Origin of the sequence: Lysinibacillus sp. GbtcB16, from assembly GCF_019091145.1 — a bacterium.
Classification (GTDB): domain Bacteria; phylum Bacillota; class Bacilli; order Bacillales_A; family Planococcaceae; genus Lysinibacillus; species Lysinibacillus fusiformis.
This window is the reverse complement of record NZ_JAGXJV010000011.1, coordinates 25,774-49,224: the sequence shown is the minus strand read 5'-3', so window position 1 is coordinate 49,224 and position 23,451 is coordinate 25,774. Positions and strand designations below refer to the sequence as shown.

Sequence of the window (23,451 nt, the reverse complement as noted above, 5' to 3'; positions counted from 1 at the left end):
AATATGTCAGAAATGGTTCAAACGTATAGTTATCGGGAAAACTATTAAGGAGGTGATTCATATGAAAAAAAAAGTGCCAAACATTGAAAATGGTACGATGGCGAGAGATATGAAGGAATTAAAAGATTTGGGCAAACAAATGGAACATTTACGTGATGGTCTAGAGCTTGCGGAGGATGAGCGTATTGCCGACCCTATTCAATTGGAAAGTATCGAGGAAAAGGATGAATAGTGGTGAAGAACAGTAGCTTCCTTATTTTTCTTAAATCCAATTTTTTGTATAATGGTACTAGGAAAAAGAAAGGGGTTGTGATTTGTGAATTTACAATCATCGAAAACATTATCAAATGGAGTAGAAATGCCTCGCTTCGGCTTAGGTGTTTATAAAATGACAGATCATGAAGAAACATTACAATCCATCGATACAGCGCTGAAGGTTGGTTATCGAGCTATCGATACGGCATCATTGTATGGGAATGAAGCAGAGGTAGGAGAAGCTATTCGTCATTCAGGTGTACCACGTGAACATATTTTTGTTACCACAAAAGTATGGAATAATGACCAAGGATATGATCAAACCTTACGCGCTTTTGAAGTATCGCTGAAGAAGCTTAATATGGATTATGTAGATTTATATTTAACTCATTGGGCTGTTCCTGAAACATTTGTGGAAACCTATCGTGCCATTGAACGCCTATATGATGAAAAACTAATTCGTGCAACAGGTGTGTCGAACCATCATGAGCATCATTTAGAAAAAATACTGACAAAAGCCAATATTGCTCCAATGGTTAATCAGGTGGAGATGCATCCATATTTACAACAACAAGCATTAAGCACATTTTGCCATGAACATCAGATTGCAGTTACTGCATGGTCACCCTTAGGACGAGGTGGGGTACTTGATGATTCTACTATCGTAGAAATTGGCAAGGAGATCGGCAAGTCGGCTGCTCAGGTAGTGTTAGGCTGGCATTTACAAAATGACACATTGATTATTCCTAAATCGGTGACACCTAGTCGAATTGCAGAAAATGCACAGATTTTTGACTTTGAATTAACACAGACTCAAATGGATAAGATAGCGTCATTAAATCGGAATCAACGATTTGGGCAAGATCCTGATCATTTCAAATTTGATTTTTAGTTCTATATATAAAATCCCGCTCTCGTAATAGAGAGGCGGGATTTTTGTTTATTGCTCGTCCTTGACTGTAATGCGTTTATTTAAAAATGGATGGTCAAATTCTAATTGGATAGCATGGAGTTCATAGTCATCACTAACCGTCTCTCTTGCACCATACATCGTATCACCAATAATAGGATGGCCGATATAGGCTAAATGGACACGAATTTGATGTGTTCGACCCGTTTCTAGAATCAAATGGACCACACAAGAATTTTTGTAGCGTGAAACAACTTCATAATGTGTCACTGCATGCTGCCCAGTCTTGGACACGACCCGTCTAGAAGCATGATGTCGATCTTTACCAATAGATTCGGAAATGGTACCTGATGAGGAGCGTATATTTCCTTGTACTTCTGCCGCATACGTTCGAATAATAGATTTTTCTTCAATCATTCGGTCAAAAATTGATTTCGCTAAAGGATGCTTGGCTACGAGTAATAAACCTTGTGTCCCTTTATCTAGTCGATGGACATGCTCTGCATACATACCACCTTGTTGTTGAATATGCGCGATAACATGGTTCATACATGTATGGGTATCTCGGTCATCATTAGGGTGGGTTGCCATACCCTTTGGCTTCGATACGATTAAGCAATGATCATCCTCATAAACGATATCAATTGCACAAACAGGGGTCGGTTTATAGCTAGACGCTGGGATTGGGAATGTAAATTTAACAATAGTGCCTACTTGTAAAGGCGTATTCCATTGAACAAGCTCATCATTTTCTAATGTAATAGCTTTTGCCATACGTAGTTCATGGACGAGCTTTTTGCCTAGTCGCCAATGATTACGTAACAGTTCCTCAATCGTTAAGTGATCTTCATTGAATGTATAAAGAAACATTAATCTTCCTCCGTAGAAAAGACCGTATTCCAATTGTAGAACACGGTCCCTTGATTATTTTGCAGCTTTTGTAGCTTTTATTAAATAAAAGCTTGCCCCTGCAATTAAAATAAATGCAGTTAATGCTAAAAATGGAATAGTAATAAAGCCTAACCAGTTAATATATTGACCTGTACATGATACGGCGCCACAAGAAGGGGCATTATCCGCTAAAAAACTAAGCTTTTGAATGCCGTAATGATAGAGTGAGATACAGCCTCCGATAACAGAGAAAACCGCTGTTGTGACAGCAATACGAGCATTTTTTTGTATGAAGGCTACAGTGGCCATAATGACGATGGGATACATAAAAATACGCTGTATCCAACATAATTTACACGGTTCATAATGACGAATTTCAGAAAAGTATAATGAACCCAGTGTAGCTACAGCTGAAACTATCCATATAAATAATAAGCCATTTTCCTCTTTTTTAGACATGTCGATTCTCCCCTTTATAAAAACACTACTTGTACGATTATAGTTGTTCTAGTTTTATATGTAAATTAACTTACGCAAAATAAGGAAGATAATTTCAGTCTAAAGTATGAACGGCTAATGAAGACGAGCCTAATACCTTAATGGTATCATTAACAATAGTAATGCTAAAGAAGAGGTGTTTTCGTGAAGGAAAATGAGCATTCCAATATAAGTATATTAAAGGAAATTGCAGAGCTATTAAATGAAGAAACTGAAATCGTTACGATGCTAAAAGGGGCCCTTATCAAATTTTTAAATGGCACGAATTTTGAAACAGGCTGGATCTTTTTTATTGATGCAAAGGGACGCTCGGAGCTTGTTGTTCATGAAAATTTACCTGAGGCATTGGAATTTAACAACTGTCATTATTTAAAAAAAGGTGGCTGTTGGTGTGTATCGCGTTATCGTAATGAGGAGCTAAAAAAGGCATCTAATATCATTGAATGTCAACGCATTGAAAGTGCCATTGCAGCTAATGTTGGGGATCATGAAGGAATCACCCATCATGCCACAGTGCCCCTTCAATCTGGCCAAGAACGTTTTGGTGTATTAAATGTTGCCTCAAAGGATACGGTACGCTTTTCAGAGGAGGAGCTAGCCCTATTGGAGTCGGTAGCATTTCAGATGGGTTCTGCTATAAAGCGAATTTTACTGACGAAACAAGAGCAAGAAATGGCCCTTGTAAAGGAGCGCAACCGTCTAGCAAGAGATTTACATGATTCTGTCAATCAACTATTATTCTCTGTTACGCTAACGGCGAGAGCTGGAATTGAAATGACACAGGATAGCGATGTGAAAGAAACATTTAAAGAGATACAGCATTTAACACAGGATGCGCTAACAGAGATGCGGGCATTGATTTGGCAGCTACGACCAAAGGGATTGGAAAATGGCCTACTGGAAGCGATAAAAGTATATGCTGAGATGCTTGGCTTAAAATTACATGTTACGGTTTCAGGAGTCCTACAATTTCCATCGCGGATTGAAGAGACATTATTTCGAGTAGCTCAAGAGGCTTTAAATAATGTGAGACGCCATGCAGGTGTTTTAGAGGCAGCACTTTATATTACCGTCACATCTACAGATATTTTATTAGTTATACGCGATGAGGGTCGAGGATTTGTCATTGACAATAATACGAAGCTACTGTCAATGGGCTTACAATCCATTAAGGACCGTGCAAAATCAGTGGGTGGCACTGCCGACTGGGTAAGTGAAATGGGCAAAGGTACGGAGCTGCTGATCCGCTTGCCATATTAAGGGGGAGAGGACATGATACGTGTATTAATTGCAGACGATCATCACGTAGTGCGTCGAGGGTTACTGTTTTTCTTAAAGACACAAAAGGATATTGAGGTTGTTGGAGAGGCGAAAAATGGACATGAAGCCGTATCATTAGCAGAAAGTATCCAACCAGACATTATTTTAATGGATTTAGTGATGCCTGAGTTGGACGGCATACAGGCGACAAAGCGCATTAAAGCAAAATTTCCAAAAATAGAGATTTTAATGCTGACAAGCTTTTCAGATCGGGACCATGTTGTCCCTGCAATGGAGGCTGGGGCTGCAGGCTATCAATTGAAAGATATTGAGCCAGATGAATTGGTCTTATCTATTCGTCGCATTATGCGTGGCGAAAATACATTACACCCAGAGGCTACAACCACGCTTGAAATGGATCGCCAGGAGGCACAGAATGCCCCACATTCGTTAAATCCATTGACACCTCGTGAGCAGGATGTGCTGGCAGAGCTAACAAAAGGGAAAAGTAATCGAGAAATTGCATCCTCATTATTTGTTACAGAAAAAACAGTTAAAACTCATATTTCTAATATATTTACAAAATTACAAGTACAAGATCGTACCCAGGCTGCTCTATATGCGGTTAAACATGGTTTGACAGAGGGTAGTGGTAGCTAAAGCAAAACGACGAGTTTCTACAATATTGTAGGAGCTCGTCGTTTTTAGTTTGGTTATTTACTTTCCACAAATAACTTTTTTGATATTTCTAATAAAGTAGAACTTGGAGCTAATGCTAAATCCTCTTTTAGTTTTTGTTTATACGTTAGGAAAATTTTGTGCGCCTGCTCATGAAGACCTGCCTGTATTAATGTGTATAAATAGTGCTCAAGTTTTTGTTCATTATAGGGATCATATTCTAATAAAGCATGCAAAAATTCTATGGCTTTATCAGTATCTGAAAAGACTGTAGTTTGGAACCCTTTTTCTAATATCTCTATGTATGATTTCGTTAATCTATCCTTATAGGCTTTTGCCCATTCATAATCATCAAATACAAATAAACCATTTTTATAAATTGCTAGACATTGATGAATTAAAGAAATAGAAGGAAATTCTAATCGTGAAAAATCCTCATGAAGTTTTTGAAAATCATATAAGTCACACACGAGGCTTGGTTTTTCAAAGATATAGTATTTATTTGAAAAAACAATACAGTTTTCATAGCCAATCGTATTTAATGTTTTCCTTAAGTACGACAAAGCTGTATGAAGATTTGATTTGGCTCTTACATAATCTAAATCTGGCCAAAGAATTTCAATTAAATAATCTCGGTGAATAGGAATATTTGGATGCAAAATAAAATAAGCAAATAATTCCTTCGTCTTCTCAGTTTTAAATGCTACTAAGCTTTTATTGCTATAAACAGCAAATTGATCAAAGCATTGTACGTTTAATAACGTTTGAGTTGCCTGTTGAAGCATTTGCTGTATAGAAAATTCATGATCAATACGAGTCACTGTTTTTTCTAAACGAGCATGGCTGATGGGTTTTAATAAATAATCAAGTCCACCAATTTCATAAGCTTGTAAAGCAAATTCATGATGGGAAGTAATAAAAACAACACTGATATGTGGACGCTCTGTTTTAATAATGTCCGCTACTTCAAGTCCAGAAAGTTCTTTGAGTTTTACCTCTAAAAATAGAACCTCAAATTCTATCGAGGGTAGCTCATTAAGAAATACTTCTACACTCGTAAAGGTTTGAATAATTTGTATTTGCTGAAATACTTGTAGTTTATTTTGAAAATAGTGTAAAGCTAAAGGTTCATTGTCTATTAAAACGGCTCGAATCACATCAAACTCTCCTTTTTACAATTAAATTGAAAACCATTAAACTCTAGTTCATTTTGGTTGAAAAGGCTTTCTATATATACTGAAGGGCATGAAAAGTTAAAATCACTTAATTTTCTCTATTAAAAATTTGATACTAAAATAAAGCAATTTATAGTAGGTCTTCCACAGGCGAGAGTTAGTAATCCTGTGGGGGTGTCACATCACGCCAAATCCCTTCTTAGAAAGTATTCGCCGTTCATTATATAGAAGAAAGAAGTTATTTATTTGTGTTAAGAGAATTGAAATAATTGTTTAGGCGTTTATGTATCAAACTATTCTTATAAAAAATTGAAATAGTTTATATTTAGTAGGAATATAAAGCTGTAAGAGATCGACTTTAAAAAGTAATATTTTTTCTTATATTGTAAAAATAGTATAATGATTGTAATAATTAATCAGGCGTAATTATAGTACATTTGTCTTAAATAAAACTAAAAAAGTACTTAAAAAATACTTAAAAATATAGGATGATAGTAATTAAAATGCATTTCGCTGAGAAAAAAATAAGATCTATGAAGAAAGGGGCTTCGCTATGAAATTAGAGCGTCTGCTTACAATGATAATGATATTAATCAATCGAAAAAAGGTTACCGCACAAGAATTAGCAGAAGTATTTAATGTGTCGGTTCGTACTATTTATCGAGATATTGAAACACTAAGCTGTGCAGGGGTACCCGTGATTAGCCAACAAGGAGCGCACGGAGGAATTAGCTTAATAGACGGTTATCGTGTAGATAAACAGATTTTAACAAAGGATGAGCTTGCGTCTCTGACAATTGCCATTAAAAGTGCTTTGACTACCTATGAAGATTCACATGCAGAAGCTGTTCTTGAAAAGCTAACTAGTATTGCAGATGATCATGTCAAACAATCGATGGACCACCTATTTATAGATCTGAGTCCATGGGGGCCAAATATACTTTTTAAGGAGCATATTACGATTTTAAAAAGTGCTATAGAAAATAGACATTGTGTAAGCTTTAACTATTCGACGACACATGGAGAATTAACAAGGCGAGTAGTTGAACCGCATACATTGGTTCAAAAAGGAAAGACTTGGTATTTATATGGCTATTGCACGTTAAGAATGGACTTTCGACTCTTTAAACTGGCAAGAATTAAAAACTTAATGCAAGAAGATCTACACTATGAGCGGAAGGAAATTAATTTAAGTGAACTTCCATGGGGGAAAGAATGGTATCAGCCACAAAACGTAGTCGATTTAGTCATTAGTTTTGATATGGCTGTGACGACATTAGTGGAAGAATCCTTTGGAGTAGAATTTGTTAATCATAAGCAGGCCAAAATTAATATATCTATACCAGAGGATGAGTGGCTGTACGGCTTTTTACTTAGTTTTGGCAATCGTATAAAAGTAATAGAACCGCCTCATATAAGAGACATTCTTCAAAAACGTGCGCAGGAAATTGTTCAAGTATATAAAAATCCAGATAATAGTTGACAGACAGTTGTCAGGTTTCCTTTGCTATAGTAAGGACAAATAAAGCGAAGGGTGGAATCAAACATGATGCAAAACTATTGTCAAAGCTGTGGAATGCCTCTAACAGATGAGGTTTTATTAGGAACGGAAAAAGAGGGTCACAAAAATCAAGACTATTGTACATATTGTTATGAGGGGGGGACTTTTAAACAACCCGATTTAACCGTTGAAGCAATGATTGACATTTGTGTGCCACATTTAAAGAAAGATGGCATGCCTGAAAAGGATGCCCGTCATATGCTTACATCTTTTTTGCCAAGCTTAAAAAGATGGAGAAAACAAGAATGGTCAGAACCAAAAATTATAAAAAGAGAGGCATTTCAAATCATAGGAATTTCGACGGAAACAAGCAATGCCAATGAAAGGACAGCGCAAGCCAAAATCCCGCAATTATGGCATGATTTTTATGAGCAAAATATTGTTGACCAATTATCTAAGTTGGATAATCAAAGCGTGTACGGTTTGTATTCGGACTATGAAACTGATGTAAACGGCAATTATTCCATAACACTTGGTGTAGAAGCCTCATTGAACACAGCACCTTCTGATTTAGTCATCAAGACTATTCCAGCAGCCAAATATTTAGTATTCACATCACAGAAAGGAAAAATGCCGGAGATTGTTATCCAAACATGGCAAGAAATTTGGGCATGGTTTGCAAATTCTGAGGTGAAACGAACATATACTGGTGATTTTGAACTGTATGATGAACGTTGTGCAAACCCACAAGAGGCCCAGGTGGAAGTTTATATCGCTATTAAATAAAAATAAGTCTCTTACCAATCAATTGGTAGGAGACTTTTCATCGTTTGGAGGGGGAACTATTTCAATATGAGGTTCGATATGCACGAGAACCTGACAAAAACGATTTTCTCGCAAGATGGTACGTTCGATTTCTTCAGTAATGCGGTGACTGTCAAAAACATTTAAATAGGGGTCAACCGTTACGGTTATGTCGATAAAATACATATTACCATGGGCGCGGCCTTTAAAGTCTAAGAGCTCGATCACACCGTCCACATTACGGATTAGGACTGATAACGTTTCCACTTCATCGATATCAAATGCATCTGTAAGACTTTGAACAGCCTCCCAAAAAATTTCTACTGCTGTTTTAATAATTAAAAAGGCAACGATAAGAGCTGTGAGAGAATCGATAATTGGAAAACCAAAAATCGCACCAAAAATACCTATTGCAGTGCCGATGCTGACAAATGCATCTGAGCGATTATCAAAGGCGGCTGCTTTGACAGCGGAGCTTTTTATTTTTTTAGAAAGTGCCAAATTATAGCGATAAACGATATACATGACAGCACCACTACCTATCGCTACAAATGCTGTTAAGAGGGAAGGCGTTGTGCCAGGTGGTGCCCATAAGCTTTTTAAAGAATTAATTAAAACCTGGAGACCAACAACAAGCATGATGAATGATGCTACTAAAGAGGCAATGGTCTCAGCACGCAAATGCCCATATTGATGATTGGAGTCGGGCGGTCTTTGAGCAATGCGTAAGCCAATCAAGACGGCGATAGAAGCGATAATATCCGTGGTGTTATTTAAGCCATCTGCCTTTAACGCCTCAGAGGTGCCGATATAGCCAATCGTTAGTTTGATAGAGCTTAGGATTAAATAAGTCCCAATGGATAACCAAGCGCCTTTTTCCCCTTCACGTAAATTTGTATAGAGCTCCATTTTGTTTCCCCCTCGCAAAATTTTCGGACATTAGAAAACGACTCCCTTTTAAAAGGGAGTCGTTTATATCTATTATCACGGTATTAACTCCCACCTATATAAGGTGTGAGGAAAAGTCCATATTTATGAATCTTACTCAGTAACAGCGTCAAATTCATTTGATAAATCACTTTCAGGTAACTTCAGAACTTCTAAGTATAAAATATGGTGACCATCTAATTCTTTTGCAATAAATTCATAACCTTGCTCCTGAATGCTGTCGCCTTCGACTGCATCGAAGCGTTTTGTCATAAACCAACCACCGATAGTATCAATATCATCATCTTCTATGTCAGTACCTAGCATATCATTTACATTTTCAAGAAGCATTTTGGCGTCTAAAATAAAATGATTATCTGCTATTTCTTGTACCTCTGGGATTTCATCTTCGTCGAATTCATCTTGAATATCGCCGACAATCTCCTCAATAATATCTTCGATCGTCACTAAACCAGATGTTCCGCCATATTCATCCATTAAAATGGCCATATGAATACGTTCACGTTGAATTTTGAGTAATAAATCGTTAATTTGCGTTGTTTCCATCACTCGAATGATTGGTTGCATATAATCAATAACTGGTTTATCCCCATTTTTCGGGTCTTTAATGTAAGCGGTTAATAAATGCTTCATATTAACTAAACCAATAATATGGTCTTTATCGCCGTCAATAATTGGATAACGAGTATATTGTTCAACACCCATTAAATCAAATACCTCTTTAATTGTCAGTTCTTTTTCAATGCCGACAATCTCTGTTCGAGGAACCATGATTTCCTTTGCAAGACGATCTGAGAACTCAAAAATACTATTTACATATTCATATTCTGAGTTATTTATTTCTCCACCCTTTAAACTATCCGATAAAATCATACGTAGTTCTTCCTCTGTATGAGCTACTTCTGATTCCGACATCATTTTTAAGCCGAAAAGGCCAGTTAAGCCACGGGCAGATCCGTTTAATAACTTTATGACTGGATACGTAATGTTGTGGAATAAAATTAATGGGCCAGAAAAGTTTAATGTGACAAGTTCTGCTTTTTGGATGGCTAATGTTTTTGGCGCCAATTCCCCAATAACAACATGCATAAACGTTACAATTGAGAATGCAACTATAAATGAAAGGATAGATGTTATACTACCATTCAAATTTAGAAATTCAAACACTGGGTGCAAAATAATTTCGAATGTAGGCTCACCTAACCAACCTAAACCGAGTGCAGTGATGGTAATACCTAACTGACATGCAGATAAGTACTCATCTAAATCTGAAACAACACGTTTTGCATTTTTCGCCTTCTTATGCCCTTCTGCGAGCAATTGATCAATGCGGGTAGTTCTCACTTTAACGATTGCAAATTCTGTTGCAACGAAAAATCCTGTCATTATAATTAGTAGGGCGAATGCCGCCAACCTAATGGTTATCTCCAATATGTCTCCGTCCAAATAATTCCTTTGTTCCCGCCCAAATGAGGGAAGTAAACAAAGTGTACACCTCCTATGATTTAAAAAATTGTTGGATGTTTCAATAATAAATTATTTAAAAGAAAAACACAAATATTGACAACAACTTTTTATGTTCATATTCTATCCCTGTAAAAAGTAGCTAGTTTCACAAGCAAAGTGATTGTAAACGTGATTGCAATATGCTAACTTAAATTGAGCAAAGATAGTTTGTTTAGGGAAAGAAGCATTTTGCATCTTATATAATACGACACGTCAAAAATCTCAAGAGTGCTTTTACTTGCGGATTTTTTTAAATGAATTATTTTTTATAGCTAAAGGAGAGACTCGATCATCAATTGAGACTTTCCTTTTTTTGGTGAGAATAAACTTAGAAGGAGCAGTCTTTGATGTGACTGCTCCTTCTAAGTTTATTCCTGTTGGAAACGTAATTTTAAACATGCCTTCTCTACATCATGAAAGGATTCTTTCAAAGGTAAATTATCCGTAAATGGTGCTATAGATATTGGTGCTTTTTCTGTGATACCTTGCTGAGTCAAAATGTAATTTTTACCGTTATAAGTAAAGTACATTGTTTTAATTGATTTTTTACCAAAAGTGCTTGCAGACGAGTCAAAGAAACCTTTAAGTTGGCTACAATATTCATTATAGAAATCGCCATTAATGCCAGAGATGGTTTCAAATTTTTTGTGATCTAATTTACCAGCTTCGTCAGCTAGTTCGAATATTTTCGCGGAAAATTCTGAAAAAAATTCTTTTACTTTTACACGTATTAATGCTTTTGAATGATAACTGTTTAAGTCATCTGAAAGCGTGACTTTACTCATTGAAATGGCCCCCTGCATAAAAAACATATACTATTAAATTGCTAACCCTAATGTATAAGAAATATATAGGAATTTCAACATGTATCAACATAATTAGCATAAAGGACGTGCTATATATAGTAAATATAGGTATTTTTATCGGGGAATTAAGCGAAAAAATTACTATATTTTTTAATCATACACATGGAATAGCATTAGCTCATGAATCATTTTTTTAACATCTTCTTCATTTGGAGGTGTTGGTCCTGTCCATTGAATAGTGCCGTCTTTTAAATATTCAGCAGAGTAGCGTTCACGCTGATAAAAAAATGAAACAGTCCATCCTGGAAGTTGAGTATTTTCAAATAATGGCTTAAAACTGAAATGTTGAATCATCATCCAACCTCATTTCTATAGTATGTAGTTCATATTATTCAAGGATAATGGTAATTTTGCAACTATTCACTTTTATACTGAAATCTAAAGGGGGTATTTCTTTTGTTGGAAATCATTGCTCTGCTATAATAAGTGCAGAAGGCGACAAAAAACGCCAATCGTGAATTCAACTGAAATGAGAGGATACTAATGGACAATTTTATCGTGACATTACTTTTTATGGCAATTATTGGCGCAGCAATCGGAGGCGTTACCAATCACCTAGCCATTAAAATGCTTTTTCGTCCACATAACGCAATATATATTAAAAACTGGCGCGTTCCATTTACACCTGGTCTTATTCCAAAACGACGTGATGAATTAGCAAAACAGCTAGGTCTTACCGTTGTAAATTATTTATTAACTCCTGAAACATTTAGAAAGAAATTTTTCTCGAAGGATATTCAGGAAAAGGTTGAACAGCTTGTGCAAACGAAAGTAGAAGAAACCATCTTTACAAACGATAAAACGATTCAAGATTGGTTAAATATTGCGGGGTTTGCTCATATGCCAGCTACAATTGAGCAGAAAGTTGAAGCGATTGTTGAGGGACAATTTGCATCAGTGAAGAATACACTATCAACAAAATCAATTCGTACACTGCTATCTTCAGATATGCAGGATACTCTTGATGCCAAGATTCCTGTAGCAGTCAATCATATACTAGAAAAAGGCGAGGATTACTTTTTATCACCAGAAGGTGAAATGACAATTAAAGCAATGATTGATGATTTCTTATCATCAAAGGGGTCATTTGGTGGTATGATCAATATGTTTTTAGGTGATTCATCGTCCCTTGTAGGAAAAGTTCAACGTGAGCTTGTCAAGTTTTTACAAGCTCCGGGTACGTCAACATTATTAACAAAAATTTTTACACAAGAATGGGAAAAATTAAAAGATCGACCAGCGATGGACTTTTTACAAGACATGCAGTTTGATCCAATTTTATCGAAATTACAAATGTATGTAAAAGAGCAATTAGCTGTCGCTGAACGTTTAAATCAACCAATTTCTTATTATTGGCCTGATGGAAATGAATGGATGAAACATTCGGTTATCCCACAGGCGATTGAAAAAGCTTTTGTCAAGGCAGAGGAAAAACTAGAGGATGTACTTACACGTTTAAATTTACAAGAAGTTGTTCGTGAGCAGGTTGACTCTTTCCCTGTAGAGAAATTAGAGGAACTAGTATTAGGTATTTCAAAACGTGAATTTAAAATGATTACCGTATTAGGTGCAGTTCTTGGTGGATTGATTGGAATTGTGCAAGGTTTAATTGTTTACTTTATTTAAAAAGGAGATTGTATAAATGGTTAATATTTATAATGACATTAATGCGCTAGAGGCAACTTTCCGTAAGACTCCAGAGTTTGAGGCTTTACAAGCGGCGGTTGAAGTTGTAAAGAGTGATGAAGAGGCGTTAAATGTCTTTAAAAACTTCCGTAAAATTCAAATTGAATTACAAAAGAAACAATTAGCTGGTGAGGATTTATTGGAGGATGAGCTTGTTTATGCCCAAAAGGCATCTCAGCTTGTGCAGCAAAATGAAAAGATTTCAGCTATGCTTGAGGCAGAAATGAAGTTAAGTAAAGTCATTGAAGAAGTGAATCGTATTTTAATAAAGCCAATTCAAGGCCTATATGAAGATATTCAATAAATCATCTATATCGTAAGGAATAATTGTCTGAGAAATTGCACATATACAAGTAAGAGGAAAACGTGTATCCGCTAACCGGAGCACGTTTTTACTTTATATACACCAGTCAATTGTATTGGAGGTTATAGCTATGCATGTATTCATTGAATGGACCTATAAAACACCGAAGGGAGCAACAACTGTTTTACGTTCTGAAGAAATGCCTGCAGCGCAAGCGCTATTACTAGCAGAGGATATGGAAAAGACCGGAAGAGTCAAGTCCATTCATTGCTTGGATCGTCAAGATACAAGTTGGACATTAAAAGAGCTAAAAGCCTATTTAAAAGAAATAGATACAGAGCCGCATAATATTATTGTCTATTTCGATGGAGGTTTTGATAGGGGGACAGGGCAGGCAGGGCTTGGATGTGCTATTTACTATGAACAAAATGGTAAGCCCTATCGTTTAAGAAGAAATGCTTTTTCATCCGAGCTTAAATCTAATAATGAAGCAGAGTATGCTGCGCTTTATTTAGGTTTAGTGGAGCTAGAATTACTAAATGTCCATCATTTACCGGTCCAAATTAAAGGAGACTCCCAAGTAGTTATCAATCAATTAAATGGGGAATGGGCAGCATTAGAAAAGGATCTAGTAGGTTGGGCAGATAAGATTGATACCAAATTAGCACAGCTAACCATTCAACCGGACTATCAGCTAATCGCTCGCAAGGACAATTCAGAAGCAGACCGGCTTGCTACACAAGCATTAAAAGGTATAGATATTACAGGTTTGAGCGAACTCGTAAAAGAATAAATTGAAAGAGGTGTCGGTAATTACTGACACCTCTTTTTAAAATTCTCTATAGGTAATGAAACTTTTTCCATTTTAAAACTACTACTCCTATGAACCCAAACAATAAGGAGAGATATTTTATGTATATGAAAAAATTAGCACCAGCAGCTTTGTCTGCATTATTAATGGGAAGTATTGTCATACCTGTTGCTTCGGCAAATGAGCAGAAGGATGAAGTTGAAATTCCGCAAATCCAAATCGATCCAGTACACATTTTCAATCAAACACATGGAACAGTTGAAGATGTTCGTGTTGCTAAAGACATTACATATTACACTGTTAAAGACGGAGAACAAACAAATGTACTAGAAATTACAAAAGATACTCCTGTGTATGATAATACGGGTAAAAAAGTAGAGCTTAAAGAAGGGGATAAAGTAGAGGCCTATACCTTTGCCAATAAACCACAAAAATATATCTACCCACCGCAATTCAATCCAGAGATTGTCATTGTAGATTCAAAAGAAGTTGGGCTTGTAGAAGTGGATTATTTCTTTGAAGATTTAACAAACACATATGATATTTTAAAATTAAATATTGGAAAAGAAACAGAGCTGCTCAATGCAAAAGGTGAAAAAGTAACGTCAAAAGATTTAGCAGAGAAGCATTTAGCTGTTTTTTATACAGCATCCACAAAGAGTATCCCAGCACAAACAACACCTTCGAAAGTGATTGTTCTAGATGACAATTCGGAAAGTTCTTTGAATCCAGTAGATGAGGAAATTAATAAAATCATCGCCACAGATTTTTATATGGTAGAAGAAACAACAATGGTGCCATTACGGAGCATTGCAGAAAAGCTTGGCTTTAAAGTAGAATCAAAAGGTAAAACGGTTATCCTAACAAAGGGCAATGGATCTTATACAATCACACGTGGAGATAAAACGTTTGGTTATAACAAATCATTACGCACTTTGTCAGTGGCACCAATTTTGAAAGACACGAAAACTTATGTCCCTGTTGAATTCATTGAAGAATTTTTGAAATAAATTTAAAACTAGTATGCCAACTTTTGTGGCATACTAGTTTTATTTTTCAAGAGACGGATATCTTTTGGCAAATTGCTGCAGGCATTGCTTGAAAGAAAGCGTACTCATAAAATTTTTAGCTAATATCATTTCATCTGAATACAATAAAAATTGCTGGAAGTGCTGTTTAACAAATGCCCTAGCTTTCTCGTAGTGCTTGTTGATAGAAATAGCTCCGTACATTTCTTGTTGGTCAATGATGTAGATAAAGTCACAGATCACATTATATGTTTCATATTTAAATAATACGGTGACATATAATGTTTTTTCATCACATCGCGCTAAGTCAAAATGGTGGAATGCTACTTCTACTTGATGAATAAAGCTCGAAATGGATGGACGATTACTATTTTTTAAAAGAAACACTATCAACACCACCTTTTGTAAGAAATTATAATGACAAAAAAATAGTTTGTCTATATGTAGACTGAATATTCTGTTTTCTAACTGTTTCTTATTGTTACTTTGCTTAAAGTCATAGAAATTTGTTAAACTTAAATCTACAATATATATGGAATAAGAAAAGAAGAGAGCGAAACAATATGAAAATGATTCACATAGATCAAAAATATCCTGAGGATTGGATTCGCGTATTAAATCATATAGCGAATTTATTTTTTGAGGATTCCAAGCTGCGAGTGGAGCCGGAGGAAGCTGATATGTCGGTTTCATTTACGTACGACGTTGGAGAAAGTTTTTCAATAGCTACAAAAGCGATCTTGACTGTAGATGGACAACAATATACAAATGATTACAGCATCCAATACGAATCAGCTGCAACAGGTCGTGAGCTCAATATTCGAATGAAACGAGCACTATCCCATGTATTCTTAGATGTTCTTGAGCAGCATACAGGGGTACATCAGCAATGGGGAATTCTAACAGGAGTCCGTCCAACTAAGCTCTATCACAAGTTTAGAAAAGAAGGAAAAGGAGATCAAGAAATTGCTGAGCTATTAATTCGAGATTTTCGCCTGTCTAAGGAGAAGGTAGCACTTTTAAAAGATATAGTGGAGCGACAATTAGTAACCATTCCAGATATTGATCAAATTGGGCAGGAGATTAGTGTATATATCGGCATTCCATTTTGCCCAACGAAATGTGCTTATTGTACGTTCCCAGCCTATGCGATCGGAAGTAATCGTAAGCAAGGTCGTGTAAATACATTTTTAGATGGCTTGCATATTGAATTACGTGAAATGGGAAAATGGCTCAAGGACAATAATATGAAAATCACCTCTATTTATTGGGGGGGCGGTACACCAACTTCCATTGAAGCAGATGAAATGGACGCCTTATATCAAACGATGTATGAATCCTTCCCGAACCCTGAAACAATTCGAGAGGTTACCGTTGAAGCAGGAAGACCAGATACGATTACACCTGAAAAATTAGAAGTGCTTAAAAAATGGGGAATTGATCGTATTAGTGTAAATCCACAATCGTATACAGATGAAACATTAAAGGCCATTGGTCGTCATCATACAGTTCAAGAAACAATTGATAAATTTTGGCTAGCACGTGAATCTGGTATGAACAATATTAATATGGACCTCATTATTGGTTTACCCAATGAAGGTATTGAGGAATTCCAGCATTCATTAGTGGAATCGGCTAAGATGCAGCCTGAATCATTAACTGTCCATACATTATCATTTAAACGAGCATCTGAAATGACTCGCAATAAAGATAAATATAAAGTAGCAGATCGAGATACGGTCGCTGAAATGATGCAAATGGCACAAGATTGGACAAAGGAAAATGACTATGTTCCCTATTATTTATATCGCCAAAAAAATATTTTAGGTAATCTCGAAAATGTCGGCTATAGTAAAGCTGGTGAAGAGAGTATTTATAATATTGTGATCATGGAAGAGGTACAGACAATTTTAGGGGTTGGTTGTGGCGCATCTTCTAAATTTGTTCATCCTGAAACAGGAAAAATTACGCAATTCCACAACCCAAAAGATCCTGCAGCATATATTATGACCTTTGAAGAGGCTATTGGGAAAAAAATCGAGTTTTTAGATGAGGTATACAAACTATAAAATAAAGGCGATCTGAGTGATTCAGATTGCCTTTACTATTTATAGAGTTCGTAATGTACACGCCATTTGCAAAATCACTGCATCTTCAAAATATTGTGGATCATAGCCAGTTAACTCTCTTATTTTATTTAATCGATAAGTAAGTGTGTGACGATGAATGTTTAGTTGCTGTGCACAAAGCTTTAACTGTAAATTACAATCAAAAAACGACTGTAATGTTTCTAGCTGTTTTGCATTGATATTTTTAAGGATTCGGTGATGAAAAGCTTGTACCTCCTCTGATTCACGATGTTTAAAAAGAGAAAATAACTCTACATCCTCAAAAAAGGTAATCTCGTTATGGACGTTAGCGAATTCAAGTGCTGTCCTAGCTCCCTGATAGCTATAAGGAAGTAGTGAAAGTTGCTGGACAACTGGACCAATACCAATTTGTAAGGAAGGTAGTTTTTGTTTTTTCTTTCTGAGAGCTTTTATAATAGATTGACGGCTTTGTTCCTGACAATGGGTTAGCAGTATATAATACTCCTGTAATTGGCTATGTCCAGCCAGAATGGGCTGTCTATAAAATAAATCCTCAAAAAAGAAGGGTATCGTATTTTCTAAATAAGATGTTTCATGTAAACTCACTAATATAACTTGGAAGGGTGCTATTAGTGAGAATGGTAATTTCTGAATTCGTTTATTTAAAGTAGCATCCAGCTTACTTCCATGAACGAGTGCCTCGAATATGTAGTCATTATTCTTCCGTTGCCATTCGCTTTTAGACTCAACGAGTGCTTGATGTGTCATGATCTCTGTCGTTAATTGAACAAGATTGGCGATTTCAAGCATGTCTTCTGAATCTCCAGTTATACCAATCACACCTACTACTTCATCCTGATACATAATAGGCATATTAATGCCAGGCTTTGTATTTGGATACAACTCTATATTGTCTTCATTAATAATCAATGTATTTTTTGTTTTTGCTACATAAACTGCACCTTCGTGAATATCCTCCACCCTCATCTTGTCTCCAGAGGCTAAAATAACACCAGTAGGGCTAATGACATTAATATTGTGACGTAAGCGTAACATTGTTTGATGTACGATATCTTCTGCTAATTTTTTGGTCAACATGTTTATACACCTCGGATAAAAAACCGTCTGTTATAGCACAGATAAATTGTACATTTATTATAATGTTTTCTGAATTTATTGTCATTATAATAATTTGTAAGCGCTTAACTTAGGAATTTAAAATTTACGTAAATGTCAATGGACGACATAAGTGGAGGTATTATATGAAAATCATTATTAGTCCAGATTCCTTCAAGGGTACACTGTCAGCAGTTGAAGTAGCAAAATCCATGCAGAAAGGGATTCTGGATGCAGATCCATCAATAGAAACTATAATTCTACCCATTGCAGATGGTGGGGAAGGGACACTTGATTCGCTTATTGCCTCTACGAATGGTCAATATTTTTCAGTGGATGTATTAGATCCAATAGGAAGAGACATAAAAGCACAATATGGTGTTTTGGGTGATAAAGAAACATGTGTGATTGAAATGGCTCAGGCATCTGGCATCATGCTGCTACAAGAGAATGAAAAAAATCCTGAATTTGCTACAACGTATGGTACTGGCCAATTAATCAAGGCGGCTCTCGACCGAGGCTTTAGAAAATTTATTATCGGTATAGGTGGAAGTGCCACAAATGATGCAGGGATTGGCATGCTCAAGGCATTAGGTGCGCGATTCATAAAGGAAGATGGCTCAGATTTAGAAGATGGAATTTCAAGTCTACTGAAGTTAACTGCAATCGATGTAAGTGGACTGGATGCTAGATTAACAGGAGCGATATTTACCATTGCCTGTGATGTGGATAATCCATTCATTGGTGAACGAGGAGCAACAGCTATATTTGGTCCTCAAAAAGGTGTGCGGGACGATCAAGTCATACATTTTGATAACTGTTTAAAGCATTTTGCAGATATCGTTGAACAACAGTTTTCTATTCGATTGCATGATTATCAAGGAGCGGGAGCGGCAGGAGGATTGGGAGGCGCGTTAATCGCATTTTTAAAAGGGACATTTCATGCAGGAATTGATATCGTCATAGATGCAGTCCAGTTACAGGCTCATTTAGCAACCGCACAGTTAGTAATAACAGGAGAAGGAAAATCGGATCTCCAAACATTACATGGTAAGGCTCCATTAGGGGTTGCGAAAGCCGCAGCGCTAGCACATATAGATGCAGCTTTATTATCGGGAGACATTGATAGTACGGCTAAACCTGCACTTCAAAAGTATTTTAGCGTTGTAGAAACATTAGTAGATGAGGAGATTACTACTCAGCAGGCAATGCAAGAACCCGCTCGTTTTATTCGGTTAAAAACTAAGAGAATCTTTGAGCTTTACATACAAAAGGGGGTTGACTAGATGTTATTCATTATTATTTTAATAGGGGTATTGTTTGTTGTATTGGGCACGGCTAAATTAAAGCTACACCCATTTCTGGCATTATTAATGAGTGCCTTCTTCGTCGGAATTGCTTCAGGAATGCCATTATTAACAGTGGTAGAAAGTATTAACACTGGTTTCGGTGGTTTAATGACGAGCATTGGCTTAGTGATTATCGCTGGAACTATTATAGGTTTAATATTAGAGAAATCAGGCGCAGCCTATCGAATGGCAGAAGTAGTTTTACGAATCGTCGGCCCAAAACGTCCACAACTAGCGATGTCTTTAATTGGTTACATCGTATCCATCCCAGTATTTTGTGATTCGGGTTTTATTATTTTATCCAGCTTGCAAAAATCATTAGCAAAACGGGCTAACGTAACGATTGCATCAATGGCAGTAGCTTTAGCGACGGGTTTATTTGCGACACATGTATTAGTCCCACCCACACCAGGTCCCATCGCAGCAGCAGGAAATATTGGGGCGGCCGATTATTTAGGGACAGTTATTGTCATTGGTTTATTAGTAGCAATACCGGCTACATTTGTAGGCTATATGTGGTCCGTGAAAGTTGCAACCAAAATTCGAGTACCTGAAGATGAGGTAGAAGCATTAGACTATGAGGAAGTTATTAAATCCTTTGGCAAAATGCCTTCAACATTTAAAGCCTTTTTACCAATCGTCCTTCCAATTGTCTTAATTGGTCTTGGTTCAATAGCATCGTTAGTAGGGGATCCCGAATCAACAGTCAATACGATCTTTAAGTTTTTAGGTTCACCAACGGTAGCTTTATTTTTAGGGGTGGCTGCTGCCTTTTTATTATTACCTGAAATTAGTGAAACGACCTTAACGGGTTGGATTGGAGAGAGTTTAAAAGAAGCCGCTCCCATATTACTTATTACAGGAGCGGGCGGTTCATTTGGGACCGTTATTAAAAATGCTGGTGTTGGAGAAATGCTACAGGAAATGGATTTGGGGATGTTTGCGTCAGGTACTTTATTCCTGCTAGTGCCGTTTCTAGTAGCTGCTGCCTTAAAAACTGCCCAAGGATCTTCAACGACAGCGCTTGTTATTACGTCTACTCTAGTTGCACCAATGCTCGTGACACTCGGCATTGAGGGAGCTGTCCCGTTAGCATTAGTAGTAATGGCCATTGGAGCTGGTGCAATGACGGTTAGTCATGTAAACGACAGTTTCTTCTGGGTAATTACACAGTATAGTGGAATGGAAGTAACTCAAGCCTATAAGGCACAAACAGTTGCCACATTGTTACAAGGCATTGTTACAATTATAATTACAATGGTTTTATGGTGGATATTTGTTTAAAGTACAAGGAGAGCTGCCCATGGTAAGCTCTCTTTTTTGTATAATAGGAAGATAGAAAGGAAGTTAGTCACATGAAAAAATTAATAGTAGTACTCCTTTGTATTTTTTTATTAGCAGGCTGTACAGAAGCAGTTAAGACAGAGCAAGTACCTGTAACGGCTGGCCATGAGATGCGAGTTCATTTTATTGATGTGGGACAAGGGGATTCCATATTAATTGAATCGCCAAATGGGAAAACAATGCTTATAGACGGTGGTGTGAAAGGGGCAGGACAGCAGGTAGTTTCTTATTTAAAGGAACTTGGTGTGAACAAACTTGATCAGGTAGTGGCAACACATCCCGATGCTGACCATATAGGTGGGCTCATTCCAGTGTTACAGACAATCCCTATTGAGCAATTTTTTGATTCGGGCAAAGTACATACCTCTCAAACTTTTGAAGAAATGCTGATGGCGATTGATCAAAAAAATATACCTTATTATGTGCCGAAAACAGGGGACCTTATTGAATTTGATAAGGATGTAACGGTGAAGGTTTTAAATGCAAATGAACATGCTACGGATAATAATGATGCTTCGATTGTTTTAAAAGTAGCTTATGGCAACGTATCCTTTTTATTAACGGGGGATGCGGGCATAGCATTAGAAAAAGAAATGATGCAAAATGATGTGACAGCCACTATTCTGAAGGCAGGACATCATGGCTCTAATACAAGTAGCTCAGAAGAATTCATTCGTGCAGTGAAGCCAGAAGTCACTATATTAAGCTATGGTGAAGATAATAAATATGGGCATCCTCATGCAGAAGTAGTGGATCGATTGCAAGCAATGGGCAGTAACATCTATGCTACTGCTGAATCAGGAACGATTATCGTGGCAACGGATGGGGTAAACTACACGGTGAATGGAAAGGAAGCTTCCAGAGCGGTAACTCCAAAAACTCCATCCACTTTTTTACCTACAGCTGTTGAGATCGTCAGCAAAGATTTAGTAACAGAAATTGTAGGCATTAAAAATAATGGTCAACAAGCTGTTTCGTTAAACAATTGGCAGCTTATTTCTCTGGAAGGAAATCAAGTTTTTAATTTTCCTAATCTATCATTACAGCCTGGTAAAATCATTTATGTTACTAGCGGGGCTAATGCTCGTGAAGGGGATAATTATTTAAAATGGACCACTAAACAGATATGGCTAAACGATGGAGATGCTGCGCAATTACGGAATGAGAAAGGGGAACTTGTTAGTGAGCTCGACTAAATATACTTTAGATCGTATAGAAGACGGTTATGCTGTTTTTTTAAAGTATCCTGAGGAAGAAGAACAAATTATTATTTTACAGTCAGCTATGAATAAGCCTGTCGTTGTTGGGGATCGTGTACAGATAGAAGAAATCGAAGGCATTTACCATATTGAAATTTTAAGGGAAGAAACAGAACAAAAAAAAGCTGATATCCAGAATTTAATGGACCGTTTACGTCATAAACATCAATAAATAATAGATGACAAGCTGTGAGGAAGTTATCCGCAGCTTGTTATTATTTTGAATCAGAAAAGCCCTGTAAACGGATGGAATTTAAGAGGAATTGGACATAATTTGTTATCCTAAATATTTTGAAAATATGCTAAAATAATAGTATTAATCAGAAGCTAGGAGCGGACGGATAAAATGGCGATAAACACTATTATTTTTGATTTAGATGATACATTACTATGGGATAAAAAATCAGTAAAAACTGCTTTTGAAAAAACATGTGACTATGCTGCTACGATACATAATGTGAATTCTACTGAGCTAGAGGAAGCAGTTCGTCAAGAGGCTCGTGCATTATACGAAGGCTATGAAACATACGACTATACCGTATTAATTGGCATTAATCCTTTCGAAGGACTATGGGGAACATTTGATGATCCGACTGAATCTTTCCAAACAATGAAGGGACTTGTTCCAGGCTATCGTGCGGCAGCATGGACAAAAGGTTTAGCTGCTCTTGGTATAGAGGATGAAAAATTCGGGGCAGAACTAGGAGAACGCTTTGTAGCTGAGCGTAAAGCCTCCCCATTTCTATATGAAGATACATTTCCTGTGTTAGACGAGTTGAAAGGCAAGTACAAGCTTGTTTTACTTACTAATGGCGCACCTAGTTTGCAAAATTTAAAGTTGGAAATTACGCCAGAAATAGCTCCGTACTTTGATCATATTATTATTTCAGGAGACTTTGGAAAAGGAAAGCCTGACGCTTCTATTTTTGAGCATGTAATGGAGAGCGTAGGTATTACAGCAGATGAGGCAATTATGGTTGGCGATAATCTCAATACTGATATTTTAGGCTCCTCTCGTGTAGGGATGCGAAACGTATGGATTAATCGCGAAAATAATAGGGCCAATGGAGAAGTGACACCTACGTATGAGATAGTCTCTTTGACAGACTTATTACAACTAGTGGAAAAACTTTAAAGAAATGTACTGCTCCTTCACGGATGCAGTACATTTT

General features: G+C 36.7%; 25 protein-coding genes. 16 read left to right on the top strand and 9 right to left on the bottom strand.

Annotated features, from left to right (window positions below; all coding sequences use genetic code 11):
- The first annotated feature begins 61 nt into the window (after window positions 1–61).
- Window positions 62–232 carry a hypothetical protein gene (locus KVT27_RS21180; protein WP_008173412.1) on the top strand — a complete coding sequence of 57 codons (171 nt, stop codon included), beginning with the start codon at window positions 62–64 and terminating at the stop codon, window positions 230–232.
- Window positions 233–316: 84 nt separating this feature from the next.
- Window positions 317–1,147 (top strand): aldo/keto reductase, encoded by an 831-nt coding sequence (locus KVT27_RS21175; RefSeq protein ID WP_309140243.1) that lies wholly within the window; start codon window positions 317–319, stop codon window positions 1,145–1,147.
- A gap of 48 nt (window positions 1,148–1,195) precedes the next feature.
- Here the strand turns inward: KVT27_RS21175 and KVT27_RS21170 are convergent, their stop codons facing one another.
- Together KVT27_RS21170 and KVT27_RS21165 are read right to left on the bottom strand one after the other, a co-directional pair.
- Window positions 1,196–2,035 (bottom strand): RluA family pseudouridine synthase, encoded by an 840-nt coding sequence (locus KVT27_RS21170; protein ID WP_008173408.1) that lies wholly within the window; start codon window positions 2,033–2,035, stop codon window positions 1,196–1,198.
- A 54-nt stretch (window positions 2,036–2,089) separates the two neighbouring features.
- Entirely contained in the window at window positions 2,090–2,515 is a 426-nt protein-coding gene (locus KVT27_RS21165; RefSeq protein ID WP_008173406.1) for a disulfide formation protein C, read from the bottom strand.
- Window positions 2,516–2,698: 183 nt separating this feature from the next.
- Here KVT27_RS21165 and KVT27_RS21160 point away from each other — a divergent pair, with 183 nt between their 5' ends.
- Window positions 2,699–3,814: a GAF domain-containing sensor histidine kinase gene (locus KVT27_RS21160; protein ID WP_025117285.1), complete on the top strand. Its 1,116-nt coding sequence runs from the start codon at window positions 2,699–2,701 to the stop codon at window positions 3,812–3,814.
- 12 nt (window positions 3,815–3,826) lie between these two features.
- Window positions 3,827–4,474 carry a response regulator gene (locus tag KVT27_RS21155; RefSeq protein ID WP_008173403.1) on the top strand — a complete coding sequence of 216 codons (648 nt, stop codon included), beginning with the start codon at window positions 3,827–3,829 and terminating at the stop codon, window positions 4,472–4,474.
- 53 nt (window positions 4,475–4,527) lie between these two features.
- On the opposite strand, the gene KVT27_RS21150 is transcribed toward KVT27_RS21155, so the two are convergent.
- Window positions 4,528–5,649 (bottom strand): response regulator, encoded by a 1,122-nt coding sequence (locus tag KVT27_RS21150; protein WP_217581893.1) that lies wholly within the window; start codon window positions 5,647–5,649, stop codon window positions 4,528–4,530.
- A gap of 571 nt (window positions 5,650–6,220) precedes the next feature.
- Here KVT27_RS21150 and KVT27_RS21145 point away from each other — a divergent pair.
- Together KVT27_RS21145 and KVT27_RS21140 are read left to right on the top strand one after the other, a co-directional pair.
- The gene (locus KVT27_RS21145) at window positions 6,221–7,150 is read left to right on the top strand and encodes a helix-turn-helix transcriptional regulator (protein WP_150906897.1); all 930 of its coding nucleotides are present in this window, start codon (window positions 6,221–6,223) and stop codon (window positions 7,148–7,150) included.
- A gap of 63 nt (window positions 7,151–7,213) precedes the next feature.
- Window positions 7,214–7,954, top strand: a complete 741-nt coding sequence (locus KVT27_RS21140) for an effector binding domain-containing protein (protein ID WP_036120406.1) — start codon at window positions 7,214–7,216, stop codon at window positions 7,952–7,954.
- Window positions 7,955–7,972: 18 nt separating this feature from the next.
- Here the strand turns inward: KVT27_RS21140 and KVT27_RS21135 are convergent, their stop codons facing one another.
- The 4 genes from KVT27_RS21135 to KVT27_RS21120 all read right to left on the bottom strand — a co-directional run bounded on the left by KVT27_RS21135 (window position 7,973) and on the right by KVT27_RS21120 (window position 11,586).
- Window positions 7,973–8,881, bottom strand: a complete 909-nt coding sequence (locus tag KVT27_RS21135; RefSeq protein ID WP_096364792.1) for a cation diffusion facilitator family transporter — start codon at window positions 8,879–8,881, stop codon at window positions 7,973–7,975.
- Between the two features lie 132 nt (window positions 8,882–9,013).
- On the bottom strand, window positions 9,014–10,333 hold the full coding sequence (locus KVT27_RS21130; RefSeq protein ID WP_191967647.1) for a hemolysin family protein: 1,320 nt from the start codon (window positions 10,331–10,333) through the stop codon (window positions 9,014–9,016).
- Window positions 10,334–10,794: 461 nt separating this feature from the next.
- Window positions 10,795–11,211: a hypothetical protein gene (locus KVT27_RS21125; protein WP_036120397.1), complete on the bottom strand. Its 417-nt coding sequence runs from the start codon at window positions 11,209–11,211 to the stop codon at window positions 10,795–10,797.
- Window positions 11,212–11,382: 171 nt separating this feature from the next.
- The gene (locus KVT27_RS21120; protein ID WP_025117277.1) at window positions 11,383–11,586 is read right to left on the bottom strand and encodes a YheE family protein; all 204 of its coding nucleotides are present in this window, start codon (window positions 11,584–11,586) and stop codon (window positions 11,383–11,385) included.
- A gap of 189 nt (window positions 11,587–11,775) precedes the next feature.
- On the opposite strand from KVT27_RS21120, the gene KVT27_RS21115 reads away from it, so the two are divergent.
- The 4 genes from KVT27_RS21115 to KVT27_RS21100 all read left to right on the top strand — a co-directional run bounded on the left by KVT27_RS21115 (window position 11,776) and on the right by KVT27_RS21100 (window position 15,103).
- Complete coding sequence (locus KVT27_RS21115; RefSeq protein WP_217581892.1) at window positions 11,776–12,918, top strand: DUF445 domain-containing protein; 1,143 nt, start codon at window positions 11,776–11,778, stop codon at window positions 12,916–12,918.
- Between the two features lie 16 nt (window positions 12,919–12,934).
- Complete coding sequence (locus tag KVT27_RS21110; RefSeq protein WP_008173388.1) at window positions 12,935–13,282, top strand: YlbF family regulator; 348 nt, start codon at window positions 12,935–12,937, stop codon at window positions 13,280–13,282.
- 130 nt (window positions 13,283–13,412) lie between these two features.
- Window positions 13,413–14,075 (top strand): ribonuclease H family protein, encoded by a 663-nt coding sequence (locus KVT27_RS21105; protein WP_036120388.1) that lies wholly within the window; start codon window positions 13,413–13,415, stop codon window positions 14,073–14,075.
- Window positions 14,076–14,194: 119 nt separating this feature from the next.
- Window positions 14,195–15,103, top strand: coding sequence for a copper amine oxidase N-terminal domain-containing protein (locus tag KVT27_RS21100; RefSeq protein ID WP_217581891.1), 909 nt, complete (start codon window positions 14,195–14,197; stop codon window positions 15,101–15,103).
- Between the two features lie 39 nt (window positions 15,104–15,142).
- Here KVT27_RS21100 and KVT27_RS21095 read toward each other — a convergent pair whose 3' ends face one another.
- Entirely contained in the window at window positions 15,143–15,508 is a 366-nt protein-coding gene (locus KVT27_RS21095) for a hypothetical protein (RefSeq protein ID WP_036120383.1), read from the bottom strand.
- A gap of 176 nt (window positions 15,509–15,684) precedes the next feature.
- Between KVT27_RS21095 and KVT27_RS21090 the strand changes: the two genes are divergently transcribed.
- Window positions 15,685–17,190 (top strand): coproporphyrinogen III oxidase, encoded by a 1,506-nt coding sequence (locus tag KVT27_RS21090; RefSeq protein ID WP_217581890.1) that lies wholly within the window; start codon window positions 15,685–15,687, stop codon window positions 17,188–17,190.
- Between the two features lie 39 nt (window positions 17,191–17,229).
- On the opposite strand, the gene KVT27_RS21085 is transcribed toward KVT27_RS21090, so the two are convergent.
- Window positions 17,230–18,309, bottom strand: a complete 1,080-nt coding sequence (locus KVT27_RS21085; protein WP_036147045.1) for a CdaR family transcriptional regulator — start codon at window positions 18,307–18,309, stop codon at window positions 17,230–17,232.
- Between the two features lie 164 nt (window positions 18,310–18,473).
- On the opposite strand from KVT27_RS21085, the gene KVT27_RS21080 reads away from it, so the two are divergent.
- From KVT27_RS21080 to KVT27_RS21060, 5 genes are all read left to right on the top strand, one after another.
- Window positions 18,474–19,613, top strand: coding sequence for a glycerate kinase (locus tag KVT27_RS21080; protein ID WP_217581889.1), 1,140 nt, complete (start codon window positions 18,474–18,476; stop codon window positions 19,611–19,613).
- Window positions 19,614–20,960, top strand: a complete 1,347-nt coding sequence (locus KVT27_RS21075) for a GntP family permease (protein WP_036220496.1) — start codon at window positions 19,614–19,616, stop codon at window positions 20,958–20,960.
- Window positions 20,961–21,031: 71 nt separating this feature from the next.
- A complete protein-coding gene (locus KVT27_RS21070; RefSeq protein ID WP_217581888.1) occupies window positions 21,032–22,216 on the top strand; it encodes an MBL fold metallo-hydrolase in 1,185 nt (394 codons plus the stop codon).
- On the top strand, window positions 22,203–22,451 hold the full coding sequence (locus KVT27_RS21065; protein WP_217581887.1) for a DUF3006 domain-containing protein: 249 nt from the start codon (window positions 22,203–22,205) through the stop codon (window positions 22,449–22,451). Before KVT27_RS21070 ends, KVT27_RS21065 begins: the two co-directional genes overlap by 14 nt.
- 174 nt (window positions 22,452–22,625) lie before the next feature.
- Window positions 22,626–23,414 carry an HAD family hydrolase gene (locus KVT27_RS21060; protein WP_150906901.1) on the top strand — a complete coding sequence of 263 codons (789 nt, stop codon included), beginning with the start codon at window positions 22,626–22,628 and terminating at the stop codon, window positions 23,412–23,414.
- Window positions 23,415–23,451 lie beyond the last annotated feature (37 nt).